This is a genomic window from Rhizobium sp. WYCCWR 11152 (assembly GCF_013087615.1).
Classification (GTDB): Bacteria; Pseudomonadota; Alphaproteobacteria; order Rhizobiales; family Rhizobiaceae; genus Rhizobium; species Rhizobium indicum.
In genome coordinates this window covers 23446-47064 of sequence record NZ_JABFCP010000012.1, presented here as the reverse complement: position 1 = coordinate 47064, position 23619 = coordinate 23446, and the positions used below count along the sequence as shown (strand labels likewise).

19 protein-coding genes and 1 pseudogene are annotated in these 23619 nt (G+C 61.2%); 16 read left to right on the top strand and 4 right to left on the bottom strand.

Annotation, left to right across the window (positions count from 1 at the left end):
• Positions 1-37: 37 nt before the first annotated feature.
• The 5 genes from G9X67_RS25625 (at position 38) to ugpC (ending at position 6241) form a co-directional block, all read left to right on the top strand.
• On the top strand, positions 38-1285 hold the full coding sequence (locus G9X67_RS25625) for a sugar ABC transporter substrate-binding protein (protein ID WP_171599986.1): 1248 nt from the start codon (positions 38-40) through the stop codon (positions 1283-1285).
• An 82-nt stretch (positions 1286-1367) separates the two neighbouring features.
• A complete protein-coding gene (locus G9X67_RS25620; protein ID WP_064654374.1) occupies positions 1368-2291 on the top strand; it encodes a sugar ABC transporter permease in 924 nt (307 codons plus the stop codon).
• Positions 2291-3160: a carbohydrate ABC transporter permease gene (locus G9X67_RS25615; protein WP_131665702.1), complete on the top strand. Its 870-nt coding sequence runs from the start codon at positions 2291-2293 to the stop codon at positions 3158-3160. The genes G9X67_RS25620 and G9X67_RS25615 overlap by 1 nt, the downstream gene beginning before the upstream one ends.
• 27 nt (positions 3161-3187) lie before the next feature.
• The gene (locus tag G9X67_RS25610) at positions 3188-5131 is read left to right on the top strand and encodes a beta-L-arabinofuranosidase domain-containing protein (RefSeq protein ID WP_171599985.1); all 1944 of its coding nucleotides are present in this window, start codon (positions 3188-3190) and stop codon (positions 5129-5131) included.
• Between the two features lie 9 nt (positions 5132-5140).
• On the top strand, positions 5141-6241 hold the full coding sequence (gene ugpC, locus G9X67_RS25605) for a sn-glycerol-3-phosphate ABC transporter ATP-binding protein UgpC (protein ID WP_171599984.1): 1101 nt from the start codon (positions 5141-5143) through the stop codon (positions 6239-6241).
• 50 nt (positions 6242-6291) lie between these two features.
• Here the strand turns inward: ugpC and G9X67_RS25600 are convergent, their stop codons facing one another.
• Positions 6292-7203: a dihydrodipicolinate synthase family protein gene (locus G9X67_RS25600; protein ID WP_012760756.1), complete on the bottom strand. Its 912-nt coding sequence runs from the start codon at positions 7201-7203 to the stop codon at positions 6292-6294.
• Between the two features lie 253 nt (positions 7204-7456).
• Between G9X67_RS25600 and G9X67_RS25595 the strand changes: the two genes are divergently transcribed.
• Positions 7457-8161, top strand: coding sequence for a GntR family transcriptional regulator (locus tag G9X67_RS25595; RefSeq protein ID WP_138390249.1), 705 nt, complete (start codon positions 7457-7459; stop codon positions 8159-8161).
• Between the two features lie 29 nt (positions 8162-8190).
• Here the strand turns inward: G9X67_RS25595 and G9X67_RS25590 are convergent, their stop codons facing one another.
• On the bottom strand, positions 8191-9489 hold the full coding sequence (locus G9X67_RS25590; RefSeq protein ID WP_138390251.1) for an alpha/beta fold hydrolase: 1299 nt from the start codon (positions 9487-9489) through the stop codon (positions 8191-8193).
• Positions 9490-9611: 122 nt separating this feature from the next.
• Here G9X67_RS25590 and G9X67_RS25585 point away from each other — a divergent pair, with 122 nt between their 5' ends.
• The 3 genes and pseudogenes from G9X67_RS25585 (at position 9612) to G9X67_RS25575 (ending at position 11863) form a co-directional block, all read left to right on the top strand.
• Complete coding sequence (locus G9X67_RS25585) at positions 9612-10754, top strand: Xaa-Pro peptidase family protein (protein ID WP_138390253.1); 1143 nt, start codon at positions 9612-9614, stop codon at positions 10752-10754.
• Between the two features lie 55 nt (positions 10755-10809).
• Positions 10810-10965: pseudogene (locus G9X67_RS25580) on the top strand (hypothetical protein); the annotation flags it as partial.
• Between the two features lie 157 nt (positions 10966-11122).
• On the top strand, positions 11123-11863 hold the full coding sequence (locus tag G9X67_RS25575) for a DUF4231 domain-containing protein (RefSeq protein ID WP_171599983.1): 741 nt from the start codon (positions 11123-11125) through the stop codon (positions 11861-11863).
• Positions 11864-11957: 94 nt separating this feature from the next.
• Here the strand turns inward: G9X67_RS25575 and G9X67_RS25570 are convergent, their stop codons facing one another.
• Positions 11958-13295 (bottom strand): alpha-L-fucosidase, encoded by a 1338-nt coding sequence (locus tag G9X67_RS25570; RefSeq protein ID WP_138390259.1) that lies wholly within the window; start codon positions 13293-13295, stop codon positions 11958-11960.
• A 90-nt stretch (positions 13296-13385) separates the two neighbouring features.
• Positions 13386-14393, bottom strand: coding sequence for a LacI family DNA-binding transcriptional regulator (locus G9X67_RS25565; RefSeq protein ID WP_138390261.1), 1008 nt, complete (start codon positions 14391-14393; stop codon positions 13386-13388).
• Positions 14394-14586: 193 nt separating this feature from the next.
• Between G9X67_RS25565 and G9X67_RS25560 the strand changes: the two genes are divergently transcribed.
• The 7 genes from G9X67_RS25560 (at position 14587) to G9X67_RS25530 (ending at position 23612) form a co-directional block, all read left to right on the top strand.
• Positions 14587-16512 carry an ABC transporter substrate-binding protein gene (locus tag G9X67_RS25560; RefSeq protein WP_138390263.1) on the top strand — a complete coding sequence of 642 codons (1926 nt, stop codon included), beginning with the start codon at positions 14587-14589 and terminating at the stop codon, positions 16510-16512.
• 102 nt (positions 16513-16614) lie between these two features.
• Positions 16615-17601 carry an ABC transporter permease gene (locus tag G9X67_RS25555; RefSeq protein WP_138390265.1) on the top strand — a complete coding sequence of 329 codons (987 nt, stop codon included), beginning with the start codon at positions 16615-16617 and terminating at the stop codon, positions 17599-17601.
• Positions 17602-17613: 12 nt separating this feature from the next.
• Positions 17614-18747: an ABC transporter permease gene (locus G9X67_RS25550; RefSeq protein ID WP_138390267.1), complete on the top strand. Its 1134-nt coding sequence runs from the start codon at positions 17614-17616 to the stop codon at positions 18745-18747.
• Entirely contained in the window at positions 18737-19786 is a 1050-nt protein-coding gene (locus G9X67_RS25545) for an ABC transporter ATP-binding protein (RefSeq protein ID WP_246705449.1), read from the top strand. The genes G9X67_RS25550 and G9X67_RS25545 overlap by 11 nt, the downstream gene beginning before the upstream one ends.
• Positions 19786-20844 (top strand): oligopeptide/dipeptide ABC transporter ATP-binding protein, encoded by a 1059-nt coding sequence (locus G9X67_RS25540; RefSeq protein WP_171599981.1) that lies wholly within the window; start codon positions 19786-19788, stop codon positions 20842-20844. Before G9X67_RS25545 ends, G9X67_RS25540 begins: the two co-directional genes overlap by 1 nt.
• A complete protein-coding gene (locus tag G9X67_RS25535) occupies positions 20844-21677 on the top strand; it encodes a 5-deoxy-glucuronate isomerase (RefSeq protein ID WP_138390273.1) in 834 nt (277 codons plus the stop codon). Before G9X67_RS25540 ends, G9X67_RS25535 begins: the two co-directional genes overlap by 1 nt.
• A 69-nt stretch (positions 21678-21746) precedes the next feature.
• Positions 21747-23612, top strand: a complete 1866-nt coding sequence (locus tag G9X67_RS25530; RefSeq protein WP_138390275.1) for a glycosyl hydrolase — start codon at positions 21747-21749, stop codon at positions 23610-23612.
• The last annotated feature ends 7 nt before the right edge of the window (positions 23613-23619 follow it).

Below are 23619 nucleotides of genomic sequence, written 5' to 3'. Positions count from 1 at the left end.
ATGGCCTTAGGCCTGAACGAGAAAAAGGGGAACAAGCATGCTTCGACTGAAAACGACGATCACCGCTCTCGCGCTGTTGGCAAGCTCTTCTCTCGCCAACGCCGAAGAAATCACCCTATGGGTGCGCACGTCGTCCGGCGCCGTCCTTCAGGGCCTGGCCGACAAATACAACGCCTCGCACTCCGACAAGGTCAATGTCACCCAGATCACGGCGGAGCAGATGGTGCCGAAGCTGGGCGCGGCGATTGCCGGCAGCGCGGCTCCTGATGGCGCCGTGCTCGACCTGATCTATCTCCCGACCTTTGCCGCCGCGGACGGTCTCGAGGATATCTCCGACTTCGTGAAGGGCTTGCCTTATTCCGCGGCGATGAGCCCGTCTCACATCCGCCTTGCCACCTATGACGGCAAGATCTATGGCGTGCCGGCCCTGCCGGATGCCTCGATCATCGCTTATAACACCGATCTCTTCACCAAGGCCGGCCTCGACCCCAACAAGGCGCCGGCGTCGATGGAGGAGATTGCCGCCGACGCGAAGAAGATCGCCGCGCTCGGCAACGAGACCTATGGCTTCTATTTCGTGGCTAATTCGGGAAGCTGGCTGATCTACGATTTCCTGCCGCATCTCTGGGCCGCCAATGCCGATGTGCTGAGCGATGACGGCCGCAGCGCCACGGTCGATACGCCGGCGCTGCGTGAGACCATCGCAGCCTATCGCGATATGTGGAAGGCCGGTGCGATCCATCCGACCTCGCGTTCCGGCAACGGCAACAATGCCGTCGAGGCCTTCGCCTCGGGCAAGGTCGGCATCCTGATGACCGGCTCCTACATCGTCAATCTGCTGACCAGCAAATATCCCGACGTGAAATTCGCCGTCGCACCGATCCCGGGGCCGAAGGGCGGTGAATCGAGCTTTGCCGGCGGCGATACGCTTTCCCTGATCAAGGGTATCAGCGAAGAGAAGAAGAAAGTCGCGCTCGACTTCGTCAATTTCTACATGCAGCCCGAGCAGCAGGTCTACATCACCCAGGAATCGGGGATGCCGTCGCGCACCGACCTCGCCGCCGAAGCCTATGCGAAATTCGACCAGCGCAATCTCGTCGCCTACAATATCCTCGCCAAGGCGCGCACACCCTACACATTTTCGTCCGACGAACTCTTCGTCAGCCGCACCGGACCCTTCCTCAATCTGATCCAGGGCACGATCTTCGGCGACGATGTCGACGGAACGATCGCCAAGACGCAGGCCGACTTCACCCGTATCCTCGAACGCACCAATCCGAACTAAGCCGACGCGTTTCGGCAGGGTATCCGCGGATACCCTGCCGTCCCTTTCACATCTCGACTTTCAAGCGGAAGGAGGAGTTGCGGTGATATCCTCGACACTTCGCAGCCGGAGGCGCGCAGTCGCGACCGGAGAACCGGAGCCAAAGGGTTGGCTTGGCCTTGCCTTCATCCTGCCGGGCTTGCTGTTCATCGTCGTGCTTTTCCTCGTGCCGCTTGTCATGACGGTCTGGATGAGTTTCTACAATTGGCCGCTTCTAGGCCGGACCAAATTCATCGGCCTCTCCAACTATGCCGAGCTGATCGGCGATACCCAGCTCTGGCATTCCCTGGGCTTCACGCTGCTCTACACGGTGCTGGTCACGGCTGCGATCTTCCTGGTGGCCTTTCCTCTGGCGCTGCTCGTCGACCGGCCGCTGCGCATCGCCGGCTTTTTCCGCACGATCTATTTCATGCCTGTTGTCATCGGCTTCGGGGCGGCCTCGACATTGTGGATGTGGCTGCTCAATCCCGATAGCGGCGTCTTTGCGCAGTTGCTGCGCGGAGCAGGCATCATCGACAGCGCCCCGAGGCCGCTCGAAAGTTTCTGGCCGGCACTCGGCGTCGTCATCCTGATGGTCGTCTGGAAGACAGCAGGCTTCACGATGATCATCCTTCTGACCGGCTTGCAGAGCATATCCAACGACGTCATCGAAGCCGCCAGGATCGACGGCGCCAGCGTCTGGAGCCGGTTTCGGCGGATCACGCTGCCCTTGATGAGGAACTCGGTGGTGCTGGCGCTCGTCCTCAACGTCACCTCGTCGATGCTGGCCTTCGACCAGTTCTTCATCATCACCCAGGGCGGCCCTGAGAACAGCACGATCTCCGCGGTGTTCTCGATCTATCTCGCCTCGTTCTCATCCTACCGTCTCGGTTATGGCTCGGCGATCTCCTTTGCCCTGCTCGTCGTGCTGGTGGCGATCAGCGCGATCCAGTTCGTCCTGCTGCGCCAGCGGCCGGAGGAGGGTTGATGGAGCGGCTCAACCATAATCTCGCAGCGAAGCCGGCGAGCGAGCGGCTCGGTTATCTCGCCTTCGTTCTGACGGCATGCGTCTTTGCCGTCTTCTTCGTGATGCCCATCGTCTGGTCCTTCGCCAATTCCTTCAAGCCCGCGGCCGCAGCACTTGCCGATCCGGCAGCACTTTTCTCGAAAGCCTTCTCGCTTGAAAATTACCGCCGCCTCGAACATGTCGGTGCAGGCTGGTACGTCTATGCCGGCAATTCGGTGCTGATTGCCGCCGGAACGGTGATCCTGACGGTGCTCGTCTCGGTGCCGGCGGGATATGGCTTTTCGAAATTCCGTTTTCCCGGTCAGTCGCTGCTCTTCGTGCTGATCATGGCGACGATGATGATCCCGTTCCAGTCGATCCTAACGCCGCTTTTCCTGATCCTGAAAGTCTTCCGGCTGCAAAACAATCTTTTCGGCCTGGTGCTGATCTACGTGACCTTCCAGCTTCCTTTTTCCGTTTTCATGATGCGCAATGCCTTCGATGCGGTGCCGAAGGCGCTGATCGAAGCGGCCCGGATAGACGGTGCGTCGCAGGCGACGATCCTGCGCCGGATCATGCTGCCGATCGCGCTTCCCGGTGTTGCCACCGTTGCGATGTTCGCCTTCCTGAATTCCTGGAACGAATTCCTCGCCGCCCTCATCTTCCTGTCCGACCAGAACAAGTTCACGCTGCCGATCATGCTGGTGAATGTTTCGTCGGGCATCTATGGCATCATCGACTGGGGCGCGCTTCAGGCCGGCATAGCCGTGACTATGGTCCCCTGCATCCTGCTTTTTCTTCTCTTGCAACGATATTACGTGCGCGGCCTGACGGCCGGCGCCGTGAAGTAACAGCGCTCGTCCCGCTCAGGAGTCCTCATGACCAGCTCACCTCGTTTTCAACCGGCACGCGCTGCGGGACGGCAGCGATACAGGCCCGCCGACCATTCCGGTGTCGTCTTCCATGGCGGTTTCTGGCAAAGCTGGACGGAGACGGTCCGCAACGTCACCATCCCGACGCAGCACAAGCGGCTGGAAGAGGAGGGCTTCCTCGAGGTGCTTGATTTTGACAAGCCGGCCGGGCCGCTGGTGCGCCCGATCCAGCCGAGCGGACTGTCGATGCAGCATTTCTTCGATTCCGATTTCGGCAAATGGATCGAGGCCGCAAGTTACACGCTGAAGGCTCACCCGAATGCTGCGCTCGAAACGAAGATCGATGCTATCGTCGAAAAGCTCGAAAAGGGGCAGATGGCGGATGGCTACCTCAACAGCTGGTTCATTCGCCGCGAGCCGGGCAGGCGCTGGACCAATCTGCGCGACTTGCACGAGATGTATTCGATGGGCCACCTGCTGGAGGGGGCCGTCGCCTATTACGAGGCGACGGGAAAGCGTCGCTTCCTCGATGTGATGATCCGCGCCGTCGACCATATCATCGAAACCTTCGGTGCCGAGCCCGGAAAGCTCAGGGGTTACGATGCCCATGAGGAAATCGAGCTGGCGTTGGTCAAGCTCTATCGCGTGACGCGCGATCCGCGGCATCTGAAGCTTGCGACCTACTTCGTCGACGAACGTGGCCGGATGCCTTCATATTACGATGAAGAGGCCCGCAAACGCGGCGAGAGCCCTGATGACTACGTCTACAAGACATATGCCTATAGCCAGGCCCATATGCCGGTGCGCGACCAGCACCAGGTCGTCGGCCACGCGGTTCGCGCCATGTACCTGTTTTCTGCGATGGCGGATCTCTCCCGTGAGAACGACGATTCGACCTTGAAGGAGGCCTGCGACCGGCTTTTCGACAATCTGGTCAGCCGCCAGCTCTACGTGACCGGCGGCCTTGGCCCATCGGCATCCAATGAAGGGTTCACCCGGGAATTCGACCTGCCGAACGAGACGGCCTATGCCGAGACATGCGCAGCCGTCGCGCTCGGCTTCTGGAGCCATCGCATGGCGCAGGTCGATCTCGATAGCAAGTTCACCGACAGACTGGAAACGGTGCTCTACAACGGCGCGCTTTCCGGCATCTCGCGCGACGGCGAGCATTATTTCTATGAGAACGTCCTTGAAAGCCACGGGCAGCACCGCCGGTGGAAATGGCATTACTGCCCCTGCTGCCCGACCAACATTGCCCGTTTCATTACGTCGCTCGGCCAATATTTCTATTCGACTGATGATCATGAGCTCGCCGTCCATCTCTACGGCACCAATTCCGCCGAGCTGACAGTCGGCGACAGCTTCGTGCGCCTGATCCAGGAGACGCAGTATCCCTGGGATGGCGACATCAGCCTGCGGTTCGCCGTCGAGCGGCCAAGCCGGTTTCAGCTTCGTCTTCGCATCCCAGGATGGTGCAGGCAGGCGCAGATCTCGGTCAACGGCGTTGCCGTCGATCTCGATCAATGCCTGACGAAGGGTTATGCCGCAATATCAAGGGAATGGCGCAATGGTGACGAGGTCCGCATCGGCTTCTCGATGCCGGTCGAGCGCATCTACGCGCATCCTGCCGTCTCCGAAGACGGCGGACGCGTCGCGTTGCGGCGGGGCCCCGTCGTCTATTGCATCGAGGAGACGGACCTCGGCGGCGAGCCGCAGCGGCTCCGCCTGCCGGCATCTGAGGAAATTTCTGCCCGTTACGATGCCGCGCTTCTCGGCGGAGCGACCGTCCTCGAAGGCACCGCGCTCGAAGCCGATATATCCGATTGGCAGAATGCGCTCTATCGCACCGCGCGCCCCTCGCTGAAGGAGCGGCCCTTCACGGCGATCCCCTATCACCTCTGGGCCAATCGCGCGCCCGGAGCAATGGCGATCTGGTTGCAGGAGGTCTAGGAGAAAACCATGGCACGGCTGGAACTCAAGAGCATCGTCAAGTCCTATGGCATCTACGAGGCCGTGCGCGGCATCAGCCTTGACATCGAAGACAATGAATTCGTCGTTTTCGTGGGCCCGTCGGGATGCGGAAAATCGACGACATTGCGCATGATTGCGGGTCTCGAACACATTACCGGAGGTGAGATCGTGATCGGCGACCAGGTCGTCAACCGGCTCGGCCCGGGCAAACGCGATATCGCCATGGTCTTTCAGAACTACGCGCTCTATCCACACATGACGGTGCGGGAGAATATTTCGTTCTGCCTGGAGCAGCAGAAGCTCGCCAAGAGCGAGATTGACGCCCGTATCATCAGGGCGGCGGAAACCCTGCATATCAGCGAGCTGCTCGGCCGGCGTCCGGGCCAGCTTTCGGGCGGCCAGCGCCAGCGCGTCGCGATGGGGCGTGCCATCGTGCGGAATCCGAAAGTCTTTCTCTTCGACGAGCCGTTGTCCAACCTTGATGCCAAGCTTCGCGTGCAGATGCGCACGGAGATCAAGCGGCTGCACCAGCTGTTGCCGACGACGACCGTCTACGTCACGCACGACCAGGTCGAGGCGATGACCATGGCGGATCGTGTCGTGGTGATGAATGGTGGCATCATCGAACAGGCGGGGCCGCCGCAGGCGCTCTATTATCGGCCGGTCAGCCAGTTCGTCGCCGGCTTCATCGGCTCACCGTCGATGAATTTCCTGTCAGCGACGCTGTTATCAGGAGACAAGGGCCTCGTCGTCAAACTGACCGACGGCAGCGAGCTTCCAGTGCCGGAGGTGCGCGCCGGCGACTATGCCAGCCATGCCGGCAAATCAGTCGTGTTCGGGATCAGGCCGGAATCGATCACCGACCGCCAGGCCCGTCCAGGTTATGCCGACATCGAAGCGAAGATCGATCTTGTAGAACCACTCGGGCCGGAGACCATGGTTTATTTCGGCATCGGCGAGGCAAGCCTTTGCGCCTGCATCGATCCCGAGAGCGGACCCAGGCCGATGTCGACGATGCCGCTCTCGTTCAACATGAACCAGATGCATCTGTTCGATCCGGCGAGCGGCCGGTCGCTGGCGCTCGCCTGAAGAGCAAACACGGAAAGGCCGGCAACCGCGGGGTCGCCGGCCTCGTTGTATCAGGCGGCCTGGCGGATCTTCGAGGGACGCGTGGCGGCGGCCTTTTCGACCATCGCGGTGACCTCGGCGCGGCGGGCGCCCGAAAGCGGCAGGCGCGGCATGCGAACGCGTTCTGAGCCGCGGCCCATGATCTGCTCGGCGAGCTTGATCGACTGGACGAGGTCGTGCTCGGCATCGAGGTGCAGAAGCGGCATGAACCAGCGATAGATCTTGCGGGCTTCTTCCCAGTCGCCGCGTTCGGCGGCGGCAACGAGCTGCACCGATTCCTGCGGGAAGGCGCTGGTCAGGCCGGAGACCCAGCCCTTGGCGCCGAGCATCAGGCCTTCAAGCGCCACGTCGTCGAGCCCTGCGAAGATATCGAAACGATCGCCGAATTCATTGATGAGATCGGTGAAGCGGCGCGGATCCGGCGCACTTTCCTTGACCGCCTTGATGTTCGGCACGTCGGCAAGCACCTTCAGCACATCGGCGCCGATATTGACGCGGTACGCCGGCGGGTTGTTGTAGAGCATGATCGGCAGCGAGGTCGCTTCGGCGACGGTGCGGAAATGTGCAATCAGCTCTTCGGGCTTCGGCACATAAACCATGGCCGGCAGCAGCATCAGGCCGTCGGCGCCGAGTTTTTCGGCGTCGCGAGCATAGGCGACGGCACGGCGCGTATCGAATTCGGACACGCCCGTCACCACGGGAACGCGGCCGTTGACGACCTCGACGGCAGCTTTCAAGATCGTGCGCTTCTCCTCGGGGTCCAGCGAATTGTTCTCGCCACATGTGCCCATGACGATCAGTCCGTTGACGCCATCGTTCACAAGCGCGTCCTGGACTCGCTGGGTCGAGGGCAAATCAACGGAAAGATCATCGTTGAACTGTGTCGTTACGGCGGGAAATACGCCCTTCCATCCTGTGGTCATTGATCGAGCCTCGTTGAAACTGGTTGCCTTATATACAAACTGTCGACAAGATTCAATGATGTGATTTTGCAAATTTGAGGCCCCCGAAGGCCGACATTGCGAGAATCGGCCGAAACGAAATACAAGGCTTCGGCGCATAACCCCGAAAATCGAAATCGATTTTCGGAAAGGATTATGCGCCAATTCAAAGTAATAGCGCGTCCTTAGCGCGTCCTGTTGGACGCGCGGCGCTCTAGCGAAAGAGGGCAGACGAATGCGGAACGACGCGGAAAATGTGCGGGTGCGCGGCTCTGGCACGCAGAGCGTCTATGTGACGCTCAGGCAGGAAATCCTGTCGATGGCGCTGGAACCCGGCAGTCCGCTCGACGAAGTGCGGCTGTCGGAGCGTTTCCGGATGTCGCGGACTCCCATTCGAGAGGCGCTGTTGCGGCTCGCCGCCGACGGGCTGGTCACGACGCTGCCGAACAGGAATACGATCGTCGCGACCATCGATTTCGCAAGCCTGCCCACCTATTTCGAAGCGCTGACGCTGATGTACCGGGTGACGACCCGCGGCGCGGCGCAACGGCGCAACGGCGAGATCATGAAGACCGTCCGCCGGCATCAGAAGGACTTCGCCGATGCCGTTGCCGCGCGCGATGCTTATGCGATGATCGAGGCGAACCGCGAATTTCACGTCGCGATCGCCGAACTTGCGGGCAATTCCTATTACACGGCCTTCTTCGCCAGGCTGCTCGACGAGGGCCGCCGGATCCTGCGCCTTTACTACTCGACATTCGACGACCGTCTGCCGCGCCAGTATGTCGACGAACACGAGGAGATCATCACCGCGATCGAGGCCGGTGACGTCGAGCGGGCCGACCGCCTGGCGATCGCCCACGCCGGGCAGATCGTTCGCCAGATCCAGGAATATATCGCCCGCGATCTGGACCGGCCGGTGGCGATCAGCATGTCCTGATGCGACGAGAGCAATGAACCATTCGAGCCTCAGGAGGCGAGGGGGCCGCCCTGCTCCCTGACCAAGGTCATCAGCCTGCGCAGGACAGCCGCTGATTGGCGAACACCGTCGTGCTCGAATTCGTTGGTCACCCATGCCTGCAGGTTGGCGACGTGGCGCGCTGTTTCGAGCGAAAGCCCGGCATCGACATACATATCGTCATGATAGATGACGGCGGCGACCGGCACCTCGTTTGCGGCGAGACGTGCCGGGGCATAGAGCGGCACGTAGCGCTCATGCGTGGCCAATACCTCGACACCCGCCCTGAAGGCCCTGAGCGAGCGAATTTCCTCGAACATCCAGGGATACATCATCTCCCCCGTCAACAGCAGCGGCCGCCGGTCGCCGGCAAAGGCCGGATGCTCGGCGCGGATGCGTTCGGCCGCCCAGGCAGTCGGCGTCCCGGCCTGGCCATAGATGCTTTCCTGCAGAACGGCGAAGAGCGGATTGTCGTCATAGGAGGTCAGCGACATCACCGACGCGAGGAAGCGATCGGAGAGACGGTCTTCATTGGGACCGGAGAAAGCCTCGTCAACCAACCAATGGATGTTCTCGTAACCCGGCGCCATGCCGAAATCGATGCCGATAGTCTGAAAGCGGCGAACGGAGAGGCGATCGCCATCGGGCAACCGCACCTCATTGGTATCGATATAGTCGGCGATCCGGCCGATGCGCTCGGCATCCCCGGGGTAGCGGCGGTAATAGGCGGCGTTCTTTTCGGTGACGCGCGGGTAGGTGCGCCGATAGACATCATCGGCCGTCGCCCCAAGGCCGGCAAGGCCGCCGGTGACATAACAGGCGGAAAGTCCCTCCGGCGCCTTCGAGAGATAAGTGAGTGTCAGGAAGCCGCCATAGCTCTGGCCAAGCGTTTGCCAGCGCCCGCCGCCGAAGACGGTTTTCCGCAGATGTTCGCAATCGGCAACGATGCTGTCGGCACGAAAGAGGCTGAGATAGTCGGCTGCGGCCCGGCCGTCCGCAAAACGCGCCATCGTCGCACTTTCGATCCGGCTGCTGCGCCCGGTGCCGCGCTGGTCGATCAGGATAACGCGGTGCGTCTTCAGGGCTTCGGCAAGCCAAGGCGGCCCGCCGTTGCTCGGCCGCGGCGATTTTCCGCCAGGACCGCCTTGAAGGAAAGCTAGCAACGGCAGTGTTTCGCGACGGCGGGCGGGATCGCACACTTCACGTGCAAAAATCCGGATCGACTCCCCCTCCGGCTTCGACCAATCCAGGGGAGCGTCGACCATATGATCGCGTATCAGCATGCCCGGTATGGTGTATTCGACCGCCATCGCTATCTCCTCATTTTTCATGTCGACATATTGCCTACAGCGGCATTAGTGTCGGTTCAAGATCCCCGCTGCAAGGCGAGGGGTTCATCGATCTGGAAGCGCAGGAAAAGCAGGAAAACAACATGTCATGGCAGCACCCCGTACCCCGCATCACTGAGGACGAACGGCAGACACGCCTCGCCAGGCTTCGCAAAATGATCGAAGCCGAAGGATTGGCTGCCGTGCTTCTTGGGCCGACCGAAAGCCTGCATTACTTCACGGGGCTGGTCTGGCATCCGAGCGAGAGGTTCCTCGGCGCGCTCGTCACGCCTGCGACCATTTCCTACATCGTTCCAGGGTTCGAGCGCAGCCGTGTCGAAACGCTGCCGCATCTGCCGGGGGAAATCCTGGTCTGGGAAGAGGAGGAGAGCAGCGCCGCTCTCATCGCCCGCCTTGTTGCCCAGGGCGGCAGACTTGCCCTTGACGATGGTTTGCCGCTTTTCTTCTATCATGCATTGGCAGCGGAGATGGGCGCGGCGAGGCTTGCCGATGGCGGGCGGCTGATCCGCGACCTGCGTTGCATCAAATCGGCCGCGGAGATTGCCCTCATTCAGTATGCGATGGACCTGACGCTTAACGTCCACAGGCAAGTGCATGGGCTTTTGAAGCCGGGCATCAAATCATCCGAGGTGGTCGATTTCATCGACCGGCAGCATCGCCAGGCCGGCGCCGATGCCGGCTCGACATTCTGCATCGTCTCCTTCGGCGCGGCGACCTCGCTTCCGCATGGCGCCGACGGCGATCAGGTCCTTGGTCGCGACGACGTCATTCTCATCGATACCGGCTGCCGGATCGACGGTTATCATTCCGATATCACCAGGACCTATATGCTGGAGGGCGGCGAAAGCGCGTTCGAACGGGCCTGGTGGATCGAGCGCGAGGCGCAACAGGCCGTCTTCGACGCAGCCCGGATCGGCGCCGCCTGCTCGAGCCTCGACGATGCGGCCCGAAAGGTGCTTGCCAAACACTCCCTCGGCCCCGACTATCGCTTGCCAGGTTTGCCGCATCGCGCCGGTCATGGCCTCGGGCTCGAGATTCATGAGGAACCTTACATCGTTCGCAGCAACGACGCGCCGCTTGCCGCCGGCATGTGTTTTTCCAACGAACCGATGATCGTCTTCCCCGGGAAATTCGGGATCCGGCTGGAAGACCATATGTACATGACCGCCGAGGGACCGTGCTGGCTGACCAATCCGGCGGCGGGACCGACCGAGCCTTTCTCCTGAGCGGTCACCATCTCCTGCCCGATCAGGCCGCGCCGGTTTTCAAGTGGCTGTCAGGCTGGACGAGCATGAGGAGATCATCGCCGCGATCAAGGCTGGCGACGCCGAGCAGGCCCACCGGCTGACGATCGCTCACGCCGCGCAGATCGTCCGACAGAACCAGGACTATATTGCCCGCGATCTCGGCCGGCCGCTGGCGATCAGCATAGCCTGAAGCGACTGGATTGAAGAGGCGGAGGCTGCCCCGGCCCGCACATTGGCGAGGGGTGCCGGAAATTCGATCCGTCAAGTATTACTTCACAAACGTTACTTGCTTTCTGGCGTGGTAAAAGGTTGACTATGGTTAACCCCATAGTCTCGAGGATAGGATGATGGATTTGTTCAGAAGGGAGGGGGATGACCACGCTCAACTGAAGAAAATGACACTGAATGGCAGATATAGAAATATAGCGGCGATGCTTTCGATAGCAGTGGTTGCCCTGTCTATATTCTTGATATCGATTGGCGCTTTAATTGAGTTTTTTCAACCTGCGTTTTTGTCAAACGTCATTCTCGATGACGTCCCTTTGCACTACATCGCCTGGTTCATGATTACCTTCGGGATCACGATCGCCGTCATCAACGTGATTTTGGCGGCAAGGCGGGAGATCGAGCAAGAGACGGCCGAAAGCATGCTTCCGTCGGACGCAGCCGAGATCAAAAGGCAGGCTTTGCGTGACCTTCGAACACATCGAAACGGCTATGCGCGCTCCTCCAAGGTCAATCAATATCTCTGGAATTTTCTCACATTGGGGATCATCGTTTTGAGCGGTCTCGCATCGTTGTTTTCCGCCTATGGCCCGGTTGTCCCCAATTGGCTGCCAATGACAGCTTCCGCGCTCGTGGCACTTTTCGGCGTGATAATGGTTCAATTTCGCGTCAGGGATGTCTGGCAATTGAGAGAGCAGGGAAGGATTGAAGCGGAGGTGCTCGTCGCCGATGCTCACCTCATCGAGACAACAGACAATCTTGCAACGCTCAAACAGGCAGCCGCCCTCAGAAAGCGCGCCCATGCGCTCGAGATGAAACAGCTCAACCAGCTCTTCGTGGAAACCACCGAAGCCAATCCGTAAGCCACTGTCGGCATATGGCGGGGTTTATCAGAGCGGGCATATGCCCCCGCCCGCTCAGGCAATCTATCTCAGCTGCGCAATCATCCGCCGCCCTTTAATCCTGAATGCCGGAGGTGCTCCCCGCCTTGAGCTTAACTTCGATGACCGGGACGACGATCTGAGGTCGGCGCACCGGCAGGACGAATGTCATTTGATCATCACCGACGGGGAACTGGGTGTTCGCCCACAAGGTATTGGCGGACGGGCGCAGCCAGGTGACCTCGCTGCCATCATGCAGGAATTGCGCATATTCGACTTTCCCCGCCAGCGCATCGAAATGCAGATGGCGATAGGGCCAGTTGAAGAGGTGGATATAGAGACGATCGCCATTCTGGGTCAGGCGGCAGTCGGCCGGAGCGGTGAAGTCGGACTGGGTGCAGCCGACGATGCTGCGCTCGTGCAGTGCCATCCACTCCTCATAAGCGGCAAGGGCTGCAATCGCGCGGTGGTCGAGTGTGCCGCGCGCCGTCGGCCCGACATTCATCAGCAGATTACCACCCATGGCAACGGTGCCGACAAGCATCTGGACCAGTTGTTCTGTGCTTTTCCAGGTGTCCTCGTCGCGGTGATAGCCCCAGGAACCGCTGAGCGTGTGGCACGCTTCCCAGACGACGCGCCTGCCATCGCGGAGTGGCCGGGCGCGCGGCATATATTGCTCCGGCGTGACGATATCGGGCTGCAAGCCGGCGAGATCGAGCCGGTTGTTGATGATGATGTCGGGGGCGAGTTCGCGCACCAGGCGCACGAGTTTCTCGCTTTCCCAATCCTGATGGCCCTTTCCGACCAGTTCTCCGAGCTTCCATTGCGGATAGCTGAAGTCGAACCACATGATGTCGATCTGGCCGAAGTCCGTCAGCAGTTCGCGGACCTGCTCGCGCATGAAGGCGGCATAGCGCTGCACGTCCCGGCCTTCATTGATTTTCAGCGCATCTGGATGATTGCGCTGCGGATGGCGTGGATCGACCGTGAAGTCCGGATGATGCCAGTCGATCAGCGAATAGTAGAACCCGATCCTCAGGCCCTCCGCACGGAAGGCGTCGACGAATGGACCCACCAGATCCCGCCCATAAGGCGTGTTGGTCACCTTGAAGTCGGTCGCCTTGGTATCCCAGAGGCAGAAGCCTTCATGGTGCTTGGTCGTCAGCACGACATATTTCATGCCCGCAGCTTTCGCGCGTCTGGCCCATTCTCGCGGGTCGTAGAGATCGGGATCGAAATGATCGAAATATTTCTGGTAGTCGGCGTCGTTCAGCTCTTCGCGACTCTTGACCCATTCATGGCGTGCCGGCAGCGCATAAAGCCCCCAGTGCACGAACATGCCGAACCGGTCGTGAACGAACCAGGCCTTCTTCTCCTCAGGCAGGGCCAGCGACTGCAGATTGTTGATATCCATCGGATATTCCTCCTGTTCCAAACTTTAAGAGTTGGAGCATGATGTCGTCCGAAAACCGCTCACACTTTTCGGCATCATGCTCCGGGGCGTTCAGGTCGTTTCGCGGATGATGAGCTCCGGCACGATGACGATGCCGTGCTGGCGGTTTCTGGTGGCGATGCGGCTGAGCAGCAGGCGCACGGCTTCCTCCCCCATTTCGCGTTTTTGCACCCGCAGGGTGGTGAGCGCCGGGGACAGCAGTTCGGCAGTCGGAATATCGTCGAAACCGATCAAGGCGATTTGCCCGGGGATAGAAATGCCGGCGGCCCTGCAGGCCTTCATGGCGCCGATCGCATTGAGATCGTTGTAGCAGACAAGGGCATCGATGCCGGGCGTCTCCGCCAGCAATTGCGCGGCCGCTGTTTGCCCGCCTGCCGCGGTCGGATCGCAATAAACGATGCCTTGCGCTTTGAGCCCGTGGGCGGCCAGCGTCTTGCGAAAGCCGACAAGACGGCTCTTGCCGCCAAACGAACTGCGCGGCCCGGCGATGATCGCTATCTTGCGGCGCCCGCGCTCGACCAGATGGTCGATGGCACGCGACGCGCCCGTCTCGTAGTCGGTGACGATCGTCCCCGCGACCTCGTTGGGCGCCTCGCGGTTGATGAGCACCACGGCACGGTGTGGCGCAAGCGCCTTGTGAAGCGCAGCGTCGGGCAGTCGCGGGCTGCAGACGATGATCCCGTCGACCCGATGCCGCAGCAGCGTTTCGATGAGTTCTTCCTCCCGCTTGCTGTTCTCGACGACATTGGACAGAAGCAGGTTGTAGCCGGCAGCGCTCGCGGCATCCTCGGCTCCCCTGATGACTTCTGGAAAGAACGGATTGGTGATGTCGGGAACGAGAAGGCCGATGGCCTTCGATCGATCGGACCGCAATCCGCGCGCAAAGGGATTGGGCCGGTAGTTGAGTTCGCTCGCCGCTAAGATAATCCGCTGACTGGTCTCCGCACTGGCTCCGCCCCGATCATTGAGCACGCGCGATACCGTCATCGGCGACACCCCTGCGGCGCGGGCGACATCGGCGATGGTTATTTTGGATTCTGGCTCTTTGGAGCGGCTCAATTGGATCGTCTCATTAAAATTTGCGGGAATTTACGATAACGATAACTAACACAATTTCCGGGGAAGCCAAGGCTGCTATGGGTAAAGATGAGGCGCCAAGAATCTTTTTGACAAGATTGAACGGTAACGATAACGTTCACAAAAGAGGAGAATACGTTAACGATAACCTAGAGCGGAACATTGGGAGGAAAGAATGCAACACGTCAGAATCTTAAGACGGCAGGTTGTCTCGACCGTTGCCGCGGCGATCCTCATGGGTGCCGGCTGGGCCGGTGCCGCATTCGGCTTTGAGGAGTCGCCGGAACTGAAGGCGCTGGTCGATGCCGGCAAGCTGCCGCCGGTCGAAAAGCGGCTGCCCAAGGAGCCGCTGGTACTCACGCCGCTTGAATCGGTTGGTACCTATGGCGGCACCTGGCGCACGGCCACCTTTGGCGGTGGCGACAGCGAGATCGAACGTTCAATCGGCTATACGAGACTGGTCCGCTGGAATCCGGAATGGACCGAAGTGATCCCCGATCTCGCCAAGAGCGTCGAGGTCAATGCCAATGCCACCGAATATACCTTCACCTTGCGTGAAGGCACACGCTGGTCGGACGGCGAGCCCTTTACCGCGGACGATCTGGTGTGGTGGAACGAGAACGTGCTGCGCAACACCAAGATCACGCCTGCAGCACCCGACTGGCTGACCGCAGGCGGAGAGACCGTCAAGGTCGAAAAGCTCGCCGCCGACAAGGTCGTCTTCAAATTTGCCGCGCCGAACGGCCTGTTCCTGATGAATATGGCGACCGTTCGCGGCTCCGATATTCTGGCAGCCGCACCGGCCCATTACCTCAAGCAATTCCACAAGGATTTCAATCCCGACGGCGTCGATGCCCTGGTGAAGGCAGCCGGTGCAACCGACTGGGTCCAGCTCTTCAACAACAAGATCGGGTTTCCCGGCCGCTGGCGCGATCTCGGCCGTCCAACGCTCGATGCCTGGGTGTTGACCGCGCCCTATAACGGCACCACCCAGGTCGTTGGAGAACGCAATCCATACTATGCCAAGGTGGATACCGCAGGAAACCAGCTGCCTTACTTCGATCGGATCACCATCGATGTGATGCAGGATACGCAGGCCATCATCCTGAAGGCGATCAGCGGCGAAATCGACATGCAGAACCGCTTCATCGAGACGACGGACGCCCGTACGGTGATCGTGCAGAACCAGGAGAAAGGAGGCTACGGCCTGTTCATTGCCCGGCCGGCGTGGTCGAACGCCCTGCTGATCACCCTCAATCAGACCCACAAGAATCCGGCCTTGCGTGCTGTCTTTTCCAACAAGGATTTCCGCATCGGCCTCAGCTACGCCATCAACCGCGAAGAGCTCAACCAGCTGATCTATGCCGGACAGGCCAAGCCTTATCAGGCGGCACCGCGTGAAGGCACCGCGCTCTATGACGAGAAGATGGCGACGCAGTATCTGGAATATAATGTCGATCTCGCCAATCAGTATCTCGACAAGGCCGGCCTTACCAAACATGACGCCGAAGGCTATCGCCTCGGTCAGGACGGCAAGCGGATCACCTTCGCGATCGACGCCTTGACCGGAAGCCCGATCCAGGTGGATGCCCTCGAGATGATCCAGCGCTACTGGCGGGCTGTCGGCATCGACATGCAGCCCCGCCCGGCCGAACGTTCGCTGATCTTCTCCCGCCTGCAGAACAACGAGAATGACGGCCTTGGATGGGTCGGCGGCGGTGGCTACGACTTCCTCGGCCTGCTGGATCCCAAATGGTATTTCCCGCACGAATACGAGTCGAGCTTCGCGACGGCCTGGGGCCTCTATTACCAGAACCCCAAGGATCCGAACGCGCAAGAACCGAGCCCCGCTGCCAAGAAGCAGATGGATCTCTACCGGCAGGTGCAGGAAGCGCCGACGCTCGAAAAGCAGTTGGCCGAGATGAAGGAACTGCTGGCGATCACCCGTGACGAATTCTACGTCATCGGCACCAACCTGGAGCCGGATCGCGTCGGCATCGTCAAGACCAATATGCGCAATGTCCCGAAGGTCATTCCCAGCACATCGTTCTACATGACGCCGGGACCGGCAAAGCCCGAGACCTTCTACTACCAGCAATAACGGAACGCGACCTACAGGGCTGGCGTCTACGGGCGCCACCCCATCAACACCAGCCCAGTCCCAATCATCCGATCGGCGATCGCCGATTGAAGGAGCTTGACCATGGCCGGCTTCATCATCAGACGTCTGCTTTACATGATCCCGATGATGTTCGCGATATCAGTCGTGACCTTCATCATCATCCAGCTGCCGCCCGGCGACTTCCTGACCGCGATGACGGCGCGTCTGGCCTCCCAGAACGAAACGATCGATCCCGGCGTCATCGCCGGCCTGCGTGAACGTTACGGCCTCGATCAGCCCTGGGCGGTCCAATACTGGAAATGGATCAGCGGCATCCTGCTGCGCGGCGATTTCGGCCAGTCCCTCGATTGGAACAAGCCGGTCAGCGAGCTGATCTGGGGCCGCATGGGCCTGACGATGGTGGTCTCGGTCACCACACTGTTCTTCGTCTGGGCGGTGGCCTTTCCGATCGGCATCTATTCGGCCGTGCGGCAATATTCGGTGGGAGATTACGTCGCCACCTTCTTCGGCTTCCTCGGCCTTGCCATCCCGAACTTCCTGCTGGCGCTGGTGCTGATGTATGTTTCGGCTCAATATTTCGGCCAAAGTACCGGCGGGCTGTTTTCGCCCGCCTATATAAATGCGGTCTGGAGCTGGGCCAAGCTCGGCGATCTCATGTCGCATATGTGGATCCCGGTCGTCGTTCTCGGCACCGGCGCGACGGCAGCGCTGATCCGTATCATGCGCGCCAACCTGCTCGACGAGCTCAACAAGCCCTATGTCGACATGGCCCGCGCCCGGGGCTTGAGTGAAATCCGGCTGCTGTTGAAATATCCGGTGCGGGTGGCGCTCAACCCCTTTGTCTCGACCGTCGGCTGGGTGCTGCCGCACCTCGTCTCCGGCTCGGTGGTGGTCTCCATCGTTCTCAGCCTGCCGATCACCGGGCCACTGCTGCTCAACGCCCTCTTTGCCCAGGACATGTATCTGGCCGGCACGTTCATCCTGCTGATGAGCATGCTGACGCTGATCGGCACACTGATTTCGGACCTGCTGCTCGCCTGGCTCGATCCACGCATTCGCAACGGCTGAAGGACGAGACCAATGACCGATCAAGCCATCGCGCTATCACCCGAACGGATCCAGAATTCCGACGCGGTCGCCGGGCAGTGGAAGCTCATCTGGCGGCGCTTCCGTCGCCATCGCCTGGCGCTGGCGGCCGGCGTCGTCATCTTTTTGATCTACCTGGTCGCCCTGTTTGCCGAGGTTCTCGCCCCGGTTTCGTCGCAGACCTACGATTCCCGCTACACCTATGCGCCGCCGCAGCAGATCAGGTTCGCCGGCTACGACGCGGCCGGGCAGTTTCATCCGCTCTACGTCAACGGTTATTCGATGAAGGTTGACCCGATCGCGCTCAGCCGCAATTACGTGCCCGATCCGGCCGTCGTCATCCCCCTCGGCTTCTTCGTCAAGGGCGAACCCTACCGGCTCTGGGGGCTGTTTAATTTCGACCGGCACCTGATCGGCCCGATCGAGATGGGCAAACCATTCTACCTGTTCGGCGCCGACCGGCTGGGTCGCGACGTCTTCAGCCGGACGGTCCACGGCACCCGCGTTTCTATGTCCGTCGGACTGATCGGGGTGGCAATCAGCCTCATCCTCGGCATCATCCTGGGCGGCATCTCGGGGCTCTACGGCGGCTGGGTGGACGATGTCATCCAGCGCTCCATCGAACTCATCAACTCTATCCCGACCATCCCGTTGTGGATGGGCCTTGCGGCTGCCGTTCCGATCAGCGCCGATCCGCTCCTGGTCTATCTCTGGATCACGATCATCCTGTCGCTGATCGGCTGGACCGACCTGGCACGGGTGGTGCGCGGGCGCTTCCTGTCGCTCAAGACGGAAGACTTCGTCATAGCCGCCCGTCTCGACGGCTGCTCGCAGATGCGCATCATCTGGCGGCACATGGTGCCGTCCTTCATGAGCCACATCATCGCCTCGGTGACGCTTGCCATTCCGACGATGATCCTCGCAGAAACCGCGCTCTCCTTCCTCGGCATCGGCCTGCGCCCGCCGGTGGTGAGCTGGGGCGTGCTGCTTCAGGAGGCACAGAACATTCTTGCCGTCTCGAGCGCACCCTGGCTGTTTCTTCCCGGTCTCGCGGTGATCGTCACCGTGCTCGCCCTCAATTTCCTCGGTGATGGATTACGCGATGCTGCAGATCCCTATGAATACTGATCCCAATTTTGCCGCAACCGGCGGCCGGCACAGGGATCGCGACCCGCTGATCGAGGTCGATGATCTCAGGACCCATTTCTTCGGGGGTGCGGGCACCATCAAGGCGGTCGACGGCGTCTCCTTTTCCATCCCGCGCGGCAAGACGGTCTGTGTCGTCGGCGAATCCGGTTCGGGCAAGAGCATCACCGGCCGCTCGATCCTCAACCAGGTTCCCAGGGGAGGGCGGATCGTCTCGGGGGCAATCCGCTACCGGCCGGATCCGGCAGCACCCTCCGTCGACCTGGCGGCGCTCGATCCGCGCGGCCACGACATGCGGGCGATCCGCGGTGCCCAGATCGGCCTGATCAGCCAGGAGCCGATGGCCGCACTTTCCCCCGTTCATACGATCGGCAACCAGATGGTGGAAGTGATCCGCCTGCATCTGAAGATGGGAAAGAAGGAGGCGCGCGAACATGCCATCGAGACATTGGCTCTGGTCGGCATTCCGCGGCCGGCCGAGCGTATGGAAAACTATGCCTTCCAGTTTTCCGGTGGCATGCGCCAGCGCGTCTGTATCGCCTTGGCGCTCGCCTGCCGCCCCAAGCTGCTGATCGCCGACGAACCGACCACGGCGCTCGATGTGACCACCCAGGCCAATATCCTCGATCTGCTGGCCTCGCTGCAGGCCGAATTCGGGCTCTCGGTGCTGTTCGTGACCCATGATCTCGGTGTGGTGGCCGAAATCGCCGACGAAGTCGTCGTCATGTATGTCGGCCGGGTCGTGGAGGCAGGCGATGTCGACACGATCTTCCACGCGCCTGTTCATCCCTACACCAAGGCGCTGCTGCAATCGGTGCCGCGCATGCACGGGCAACCCACCGAACGGCTTGCGATCATCGATGGCATGGTGCCCTCGCGTTTCAACCGGCCCCAGGGCTGCAGCTTTCATCCCCGATGCAAAGAGGCGAGGGCCGGCCTGTGCGACCAAAAGGATCCGCAGCCCGTTACGATCGGCGACGGGCATGTCGCCAGCTGTCTGCTTTACGAAGGAAGACAATGATGGCTGATCCCATAACCCAACCAAGCCCGCTGCTCGAGCTGACCGATCTCAGGATGCATTTCCCCATTCGCAAGGGCGCATTCCGGCGTGTGGTCGGACACGTCAAGGCGGTCGATGGTGTCTCGCTTCGTGTCGAGGATGGCGAAACACTCGGCATTGTCGGGGAATCGGGCTGCGGCAAGTCCACGCTTGCCCGCACGGTGCTGCGCATCTATCAGCCGACGAGCGGTGAAATCCGCTATCGCAACCGCAGCGGCGGCACGGTCGATCTCGCGGCCTTGTCGGGGTCTGCCCTCGACGAAATCCATCGCGACCTGCGCATCGTGTTTCAGGATCCGCAATCCTCACTCAATCCGCGCCTTCCCGTCATCGACATCATCGGCGAGGTGCTTGGTGTCAACGGCATCGCCAAGGGCCGGGAACTCGAGCACCGGGTCGCCGACCTCATGCAGAGCGTCGGCCTGCGGCCCGAATACATGCACCGCTATCCGCATGCGTTTTCCGGCGGCGAGCGGCAGCGCATCGGCATCGCCCGGGCGCTGGCCTCCAATCCGCGGCTGGTGATCGCCGATGAGGCCGTTTCGGCGCTCGATGTCAGCGTGCAGGCACAAACCATCAACTTGCTGCAGGACCTGCAGGAACAGTTCGGTCTGACCTATCTCTTCGTCGCCCACGACCTCTCGGTTGTCCGGCATATCTCGGACAATATCGCCGTCATGTATGTCGGTCGGGTCGTCGAAAAGGCGCCGACGGAGCAGATCTTTTCGCGCCCGCTCCATCCCTACACCGAAGCGCTGCTCTCGGCGGTGCCGATTGCCGATCCGAGGATGCGCCGCCACGGCCAGCGCATCCGGCTGGCGGGCGAGGTTGCCGATCCCGCCCACCCGCCGCCCGGCTGCGCATTTCATCCGCGCTGCCGCTACGCCACCGAGCTGTGTAGGCAGGAGGTGCCGGGCTTGCGCACCGTCACGGCCGATGGGCACGCAGTGGCCTGCCATCATGCCGAATCCTTGTCGCTTAATCCCTTCGCCGACCGTACCGTTCCGGAGTTCAATTGATGCCCGAATTCATTCCACGCTCCGAGCAGCGTCCCATTGTGGATACCTCCTCCACGACGCTCGATCTCATCTACTTCGATCTCGTCACGCTCGCCTCCAACGAGCAGGACATCCGGCTGCTGCCCGCGCACGAAAGCCTCTACGTCGTGCTGTCGGGTCAGGTGGATATCGAGGTGGATGGCATCATGTTCGAAGCGGTGGGCCGGCGAGCCGATATCTGGGGAGGCGATGCGGACTCGGTTTACGCGCCCGTCGGCGCCAATGTCCGGATATCGGCTCGTGGCGCGGCAGCGGAAGTGGCCATCGCGGGCGGCCTCTGCGACACGCACTACGCCCCGTTTCGCATCACGCCGGATGAGGTCGACGCGGTCAATGTCGGCTCGTCGGACACGCATAGCCAGCGGCGGATCGTCCATCTGCTCGGCCAACGGCAGAACGGGCGCTGCGGTAACCTGCTGGTGAGCGAACTCTATGCCGGCGAGGGATGCTGGTCCGGCTATCCCCCTCACAAACACGATACCGAAGACGGTGATGTCGAGACCCGGCACGAAGAACTGTATCACTACCGCTTCCAGCCCGAGACCGGTTTCGGCAGCCAGATCACCTATGACGAAGACGGTCCGGTCAAGATCCTCATGACCCGCAACGGCGACACTGTCCTGGTCGACCGGGGTTACCACCCGACAGTCACCTCGCCGGGGCACCGGGGCTATATCTTCACCATTCTCGTCGGCAAGCATCGTCGGGGGCTGATCCAGCGCTTCGATCCCGCCCATCAGCATCTGACCAAAACCATCCCCGGCATCGATGCGATGCGCGACAAGTTCAAATAATCCGGCTCCTGGCCTCGTGCGCCGGCATTGCGGCGCACTGCCAAACGTCCGCCCAAGGAGAGACGACCCATGCGTGAACGTACGCGAATAAACGTTGATGCCAGTGAAGCGGTGCGCCCGTTCAACCGCTTCTGGCGGGGCACCGGCTTTTCACCCGCCGAGCTTCTGCTCGAGCCCGAGATGCGCCAGATGCTTGCCTATATTGGCGGCCTGCCGAATGAAGGCATCCGGTTCCTGCGCGTGCATTATCTCTACAACCTGCTGAGCGCGAAGGGCGAGGCCGGCTACGACTGGTCGCTGCTCGACCGCGCGCTCGACGTGATGATCGAACACCGGCTGAAGCCGTTCTTCGAGCTGATGGGCAACCCGTCGGGCCTGTTCACCGATTATGAGGACATGGATCAGGTCAAGCGCTGGCGGGATCTCGTGACGGCAACAGTCGACCGTTATGGCGCGCGTTACGGCATGGACGAGTTGCGGACATGGTATTTCGAAACGACGAATGAGGCCGACTCCGGCTGGTGGACCTACGGGATCAAGGGTTACACCAACTACTACGACGCCTGCGTCGCCGGGCTCGATGCCATCGATCCCAGCCTGCCGATGGGCGGGCCTGGCACCGCCCGCACGCTCTCGCCGATCTTTCGCGCCCTCATGGCCCATTGCGACAGCGGCACGAGCTGCCTCAGCGGTGACGGCCCGCCGCGCATCGATTACATCTCGATCCATGAAAAGGGCGTCAACGGCAGCAAGGAAGACCTGACTCCGAAAACCAACGCCATCGTCGACCGCACGTTGCTCGTCGTCGACTATCTCAAGGAGCATCACCCGCGCCTGGCGGGCCTGCCCATCATCAACGATGAATGCGATCCGCAGCTCGGCTGGAGCGATCATCATAGCTGGCACGGCAAAGCCTATTATGCCGGCATCATCGCCCGCATCATCGAACAGCACGACCGGCGCATCATCGCCCCGAAAGCGGCGAATTTCACCTTTCTCAGCAATGACCACGCCTTTATCGGCGGCTGGAGCCAGCGCACGATCTTTGCCTATTTCGGTTCGCGCAATTTCACCAAGGCGCAGTGGGAGCACAAGACCAATCTGGATATGCTGGTCACGGATGTCGACAGCGCGCCGCCCTTCGACATCATCAAGAAGCCCGGCCTCACATCGATGGAACTGCTGGCAACGCTTGGCGATACCGTTTGCAAGGTGACGGCCGAACCGCCGCTTGCGCCCGACCAGGATGGCCTGGCGATCCTGCCGACACGGCTGCCGGGCGGCGGTGTCTCCATCAGCCTTATCCACAGCGTCGATGCCATCAACCGCTCGGGCCGGACCGCCGTTCGTCTCGAGGTGAGCGGTTTGGTTCCCGGCCGCCACGCGCTTTGCCTGCTACGCATCGACGAGGAATTCACCAATCCGATGGAGGTCTGGGAAGCCCAGCGCGACGAAAGCAACCCGCGCGGCCCCTTCGAGCCGGTCGGCGCACCGCCCGCACCTGATGAAGCGCAGTTCGCCGAAATGCGCCGCGCGCAGGAGCCCGCCCTGCTGCATCCGATCAGCGTCGTCGACTGCGACGAAGGCCGGATCAGTATCGATCTCGATGTGCCATTGCCGTCGCTGACGCAGGTGCTTGTCGTTCCCGATATTGGCGCGCTCCCGGCGGCGCCGACCGGTCTTGTCGTCGAACGCTACCTTGGTCTTGGCGGTCGCGAAGAGCGCATGCTCTTCTGGGCTGCCGGCGATATCAGCCCGGCCATCTTCTACGATGTCCTGGTCAGCACCGATGGCGGGACTTTCGAAAAGGTCAGTTCCGCCCCGCTGATCTCGACGGCATTTCTGCACATGTCGCCGCCGGAGGGCGTGCGTTATGCGGTGTGCGCCCGCGATGCATTCGGCCGCCGCAGCGAGCTTTGTGTCTCCGGCTCATGAACAATGC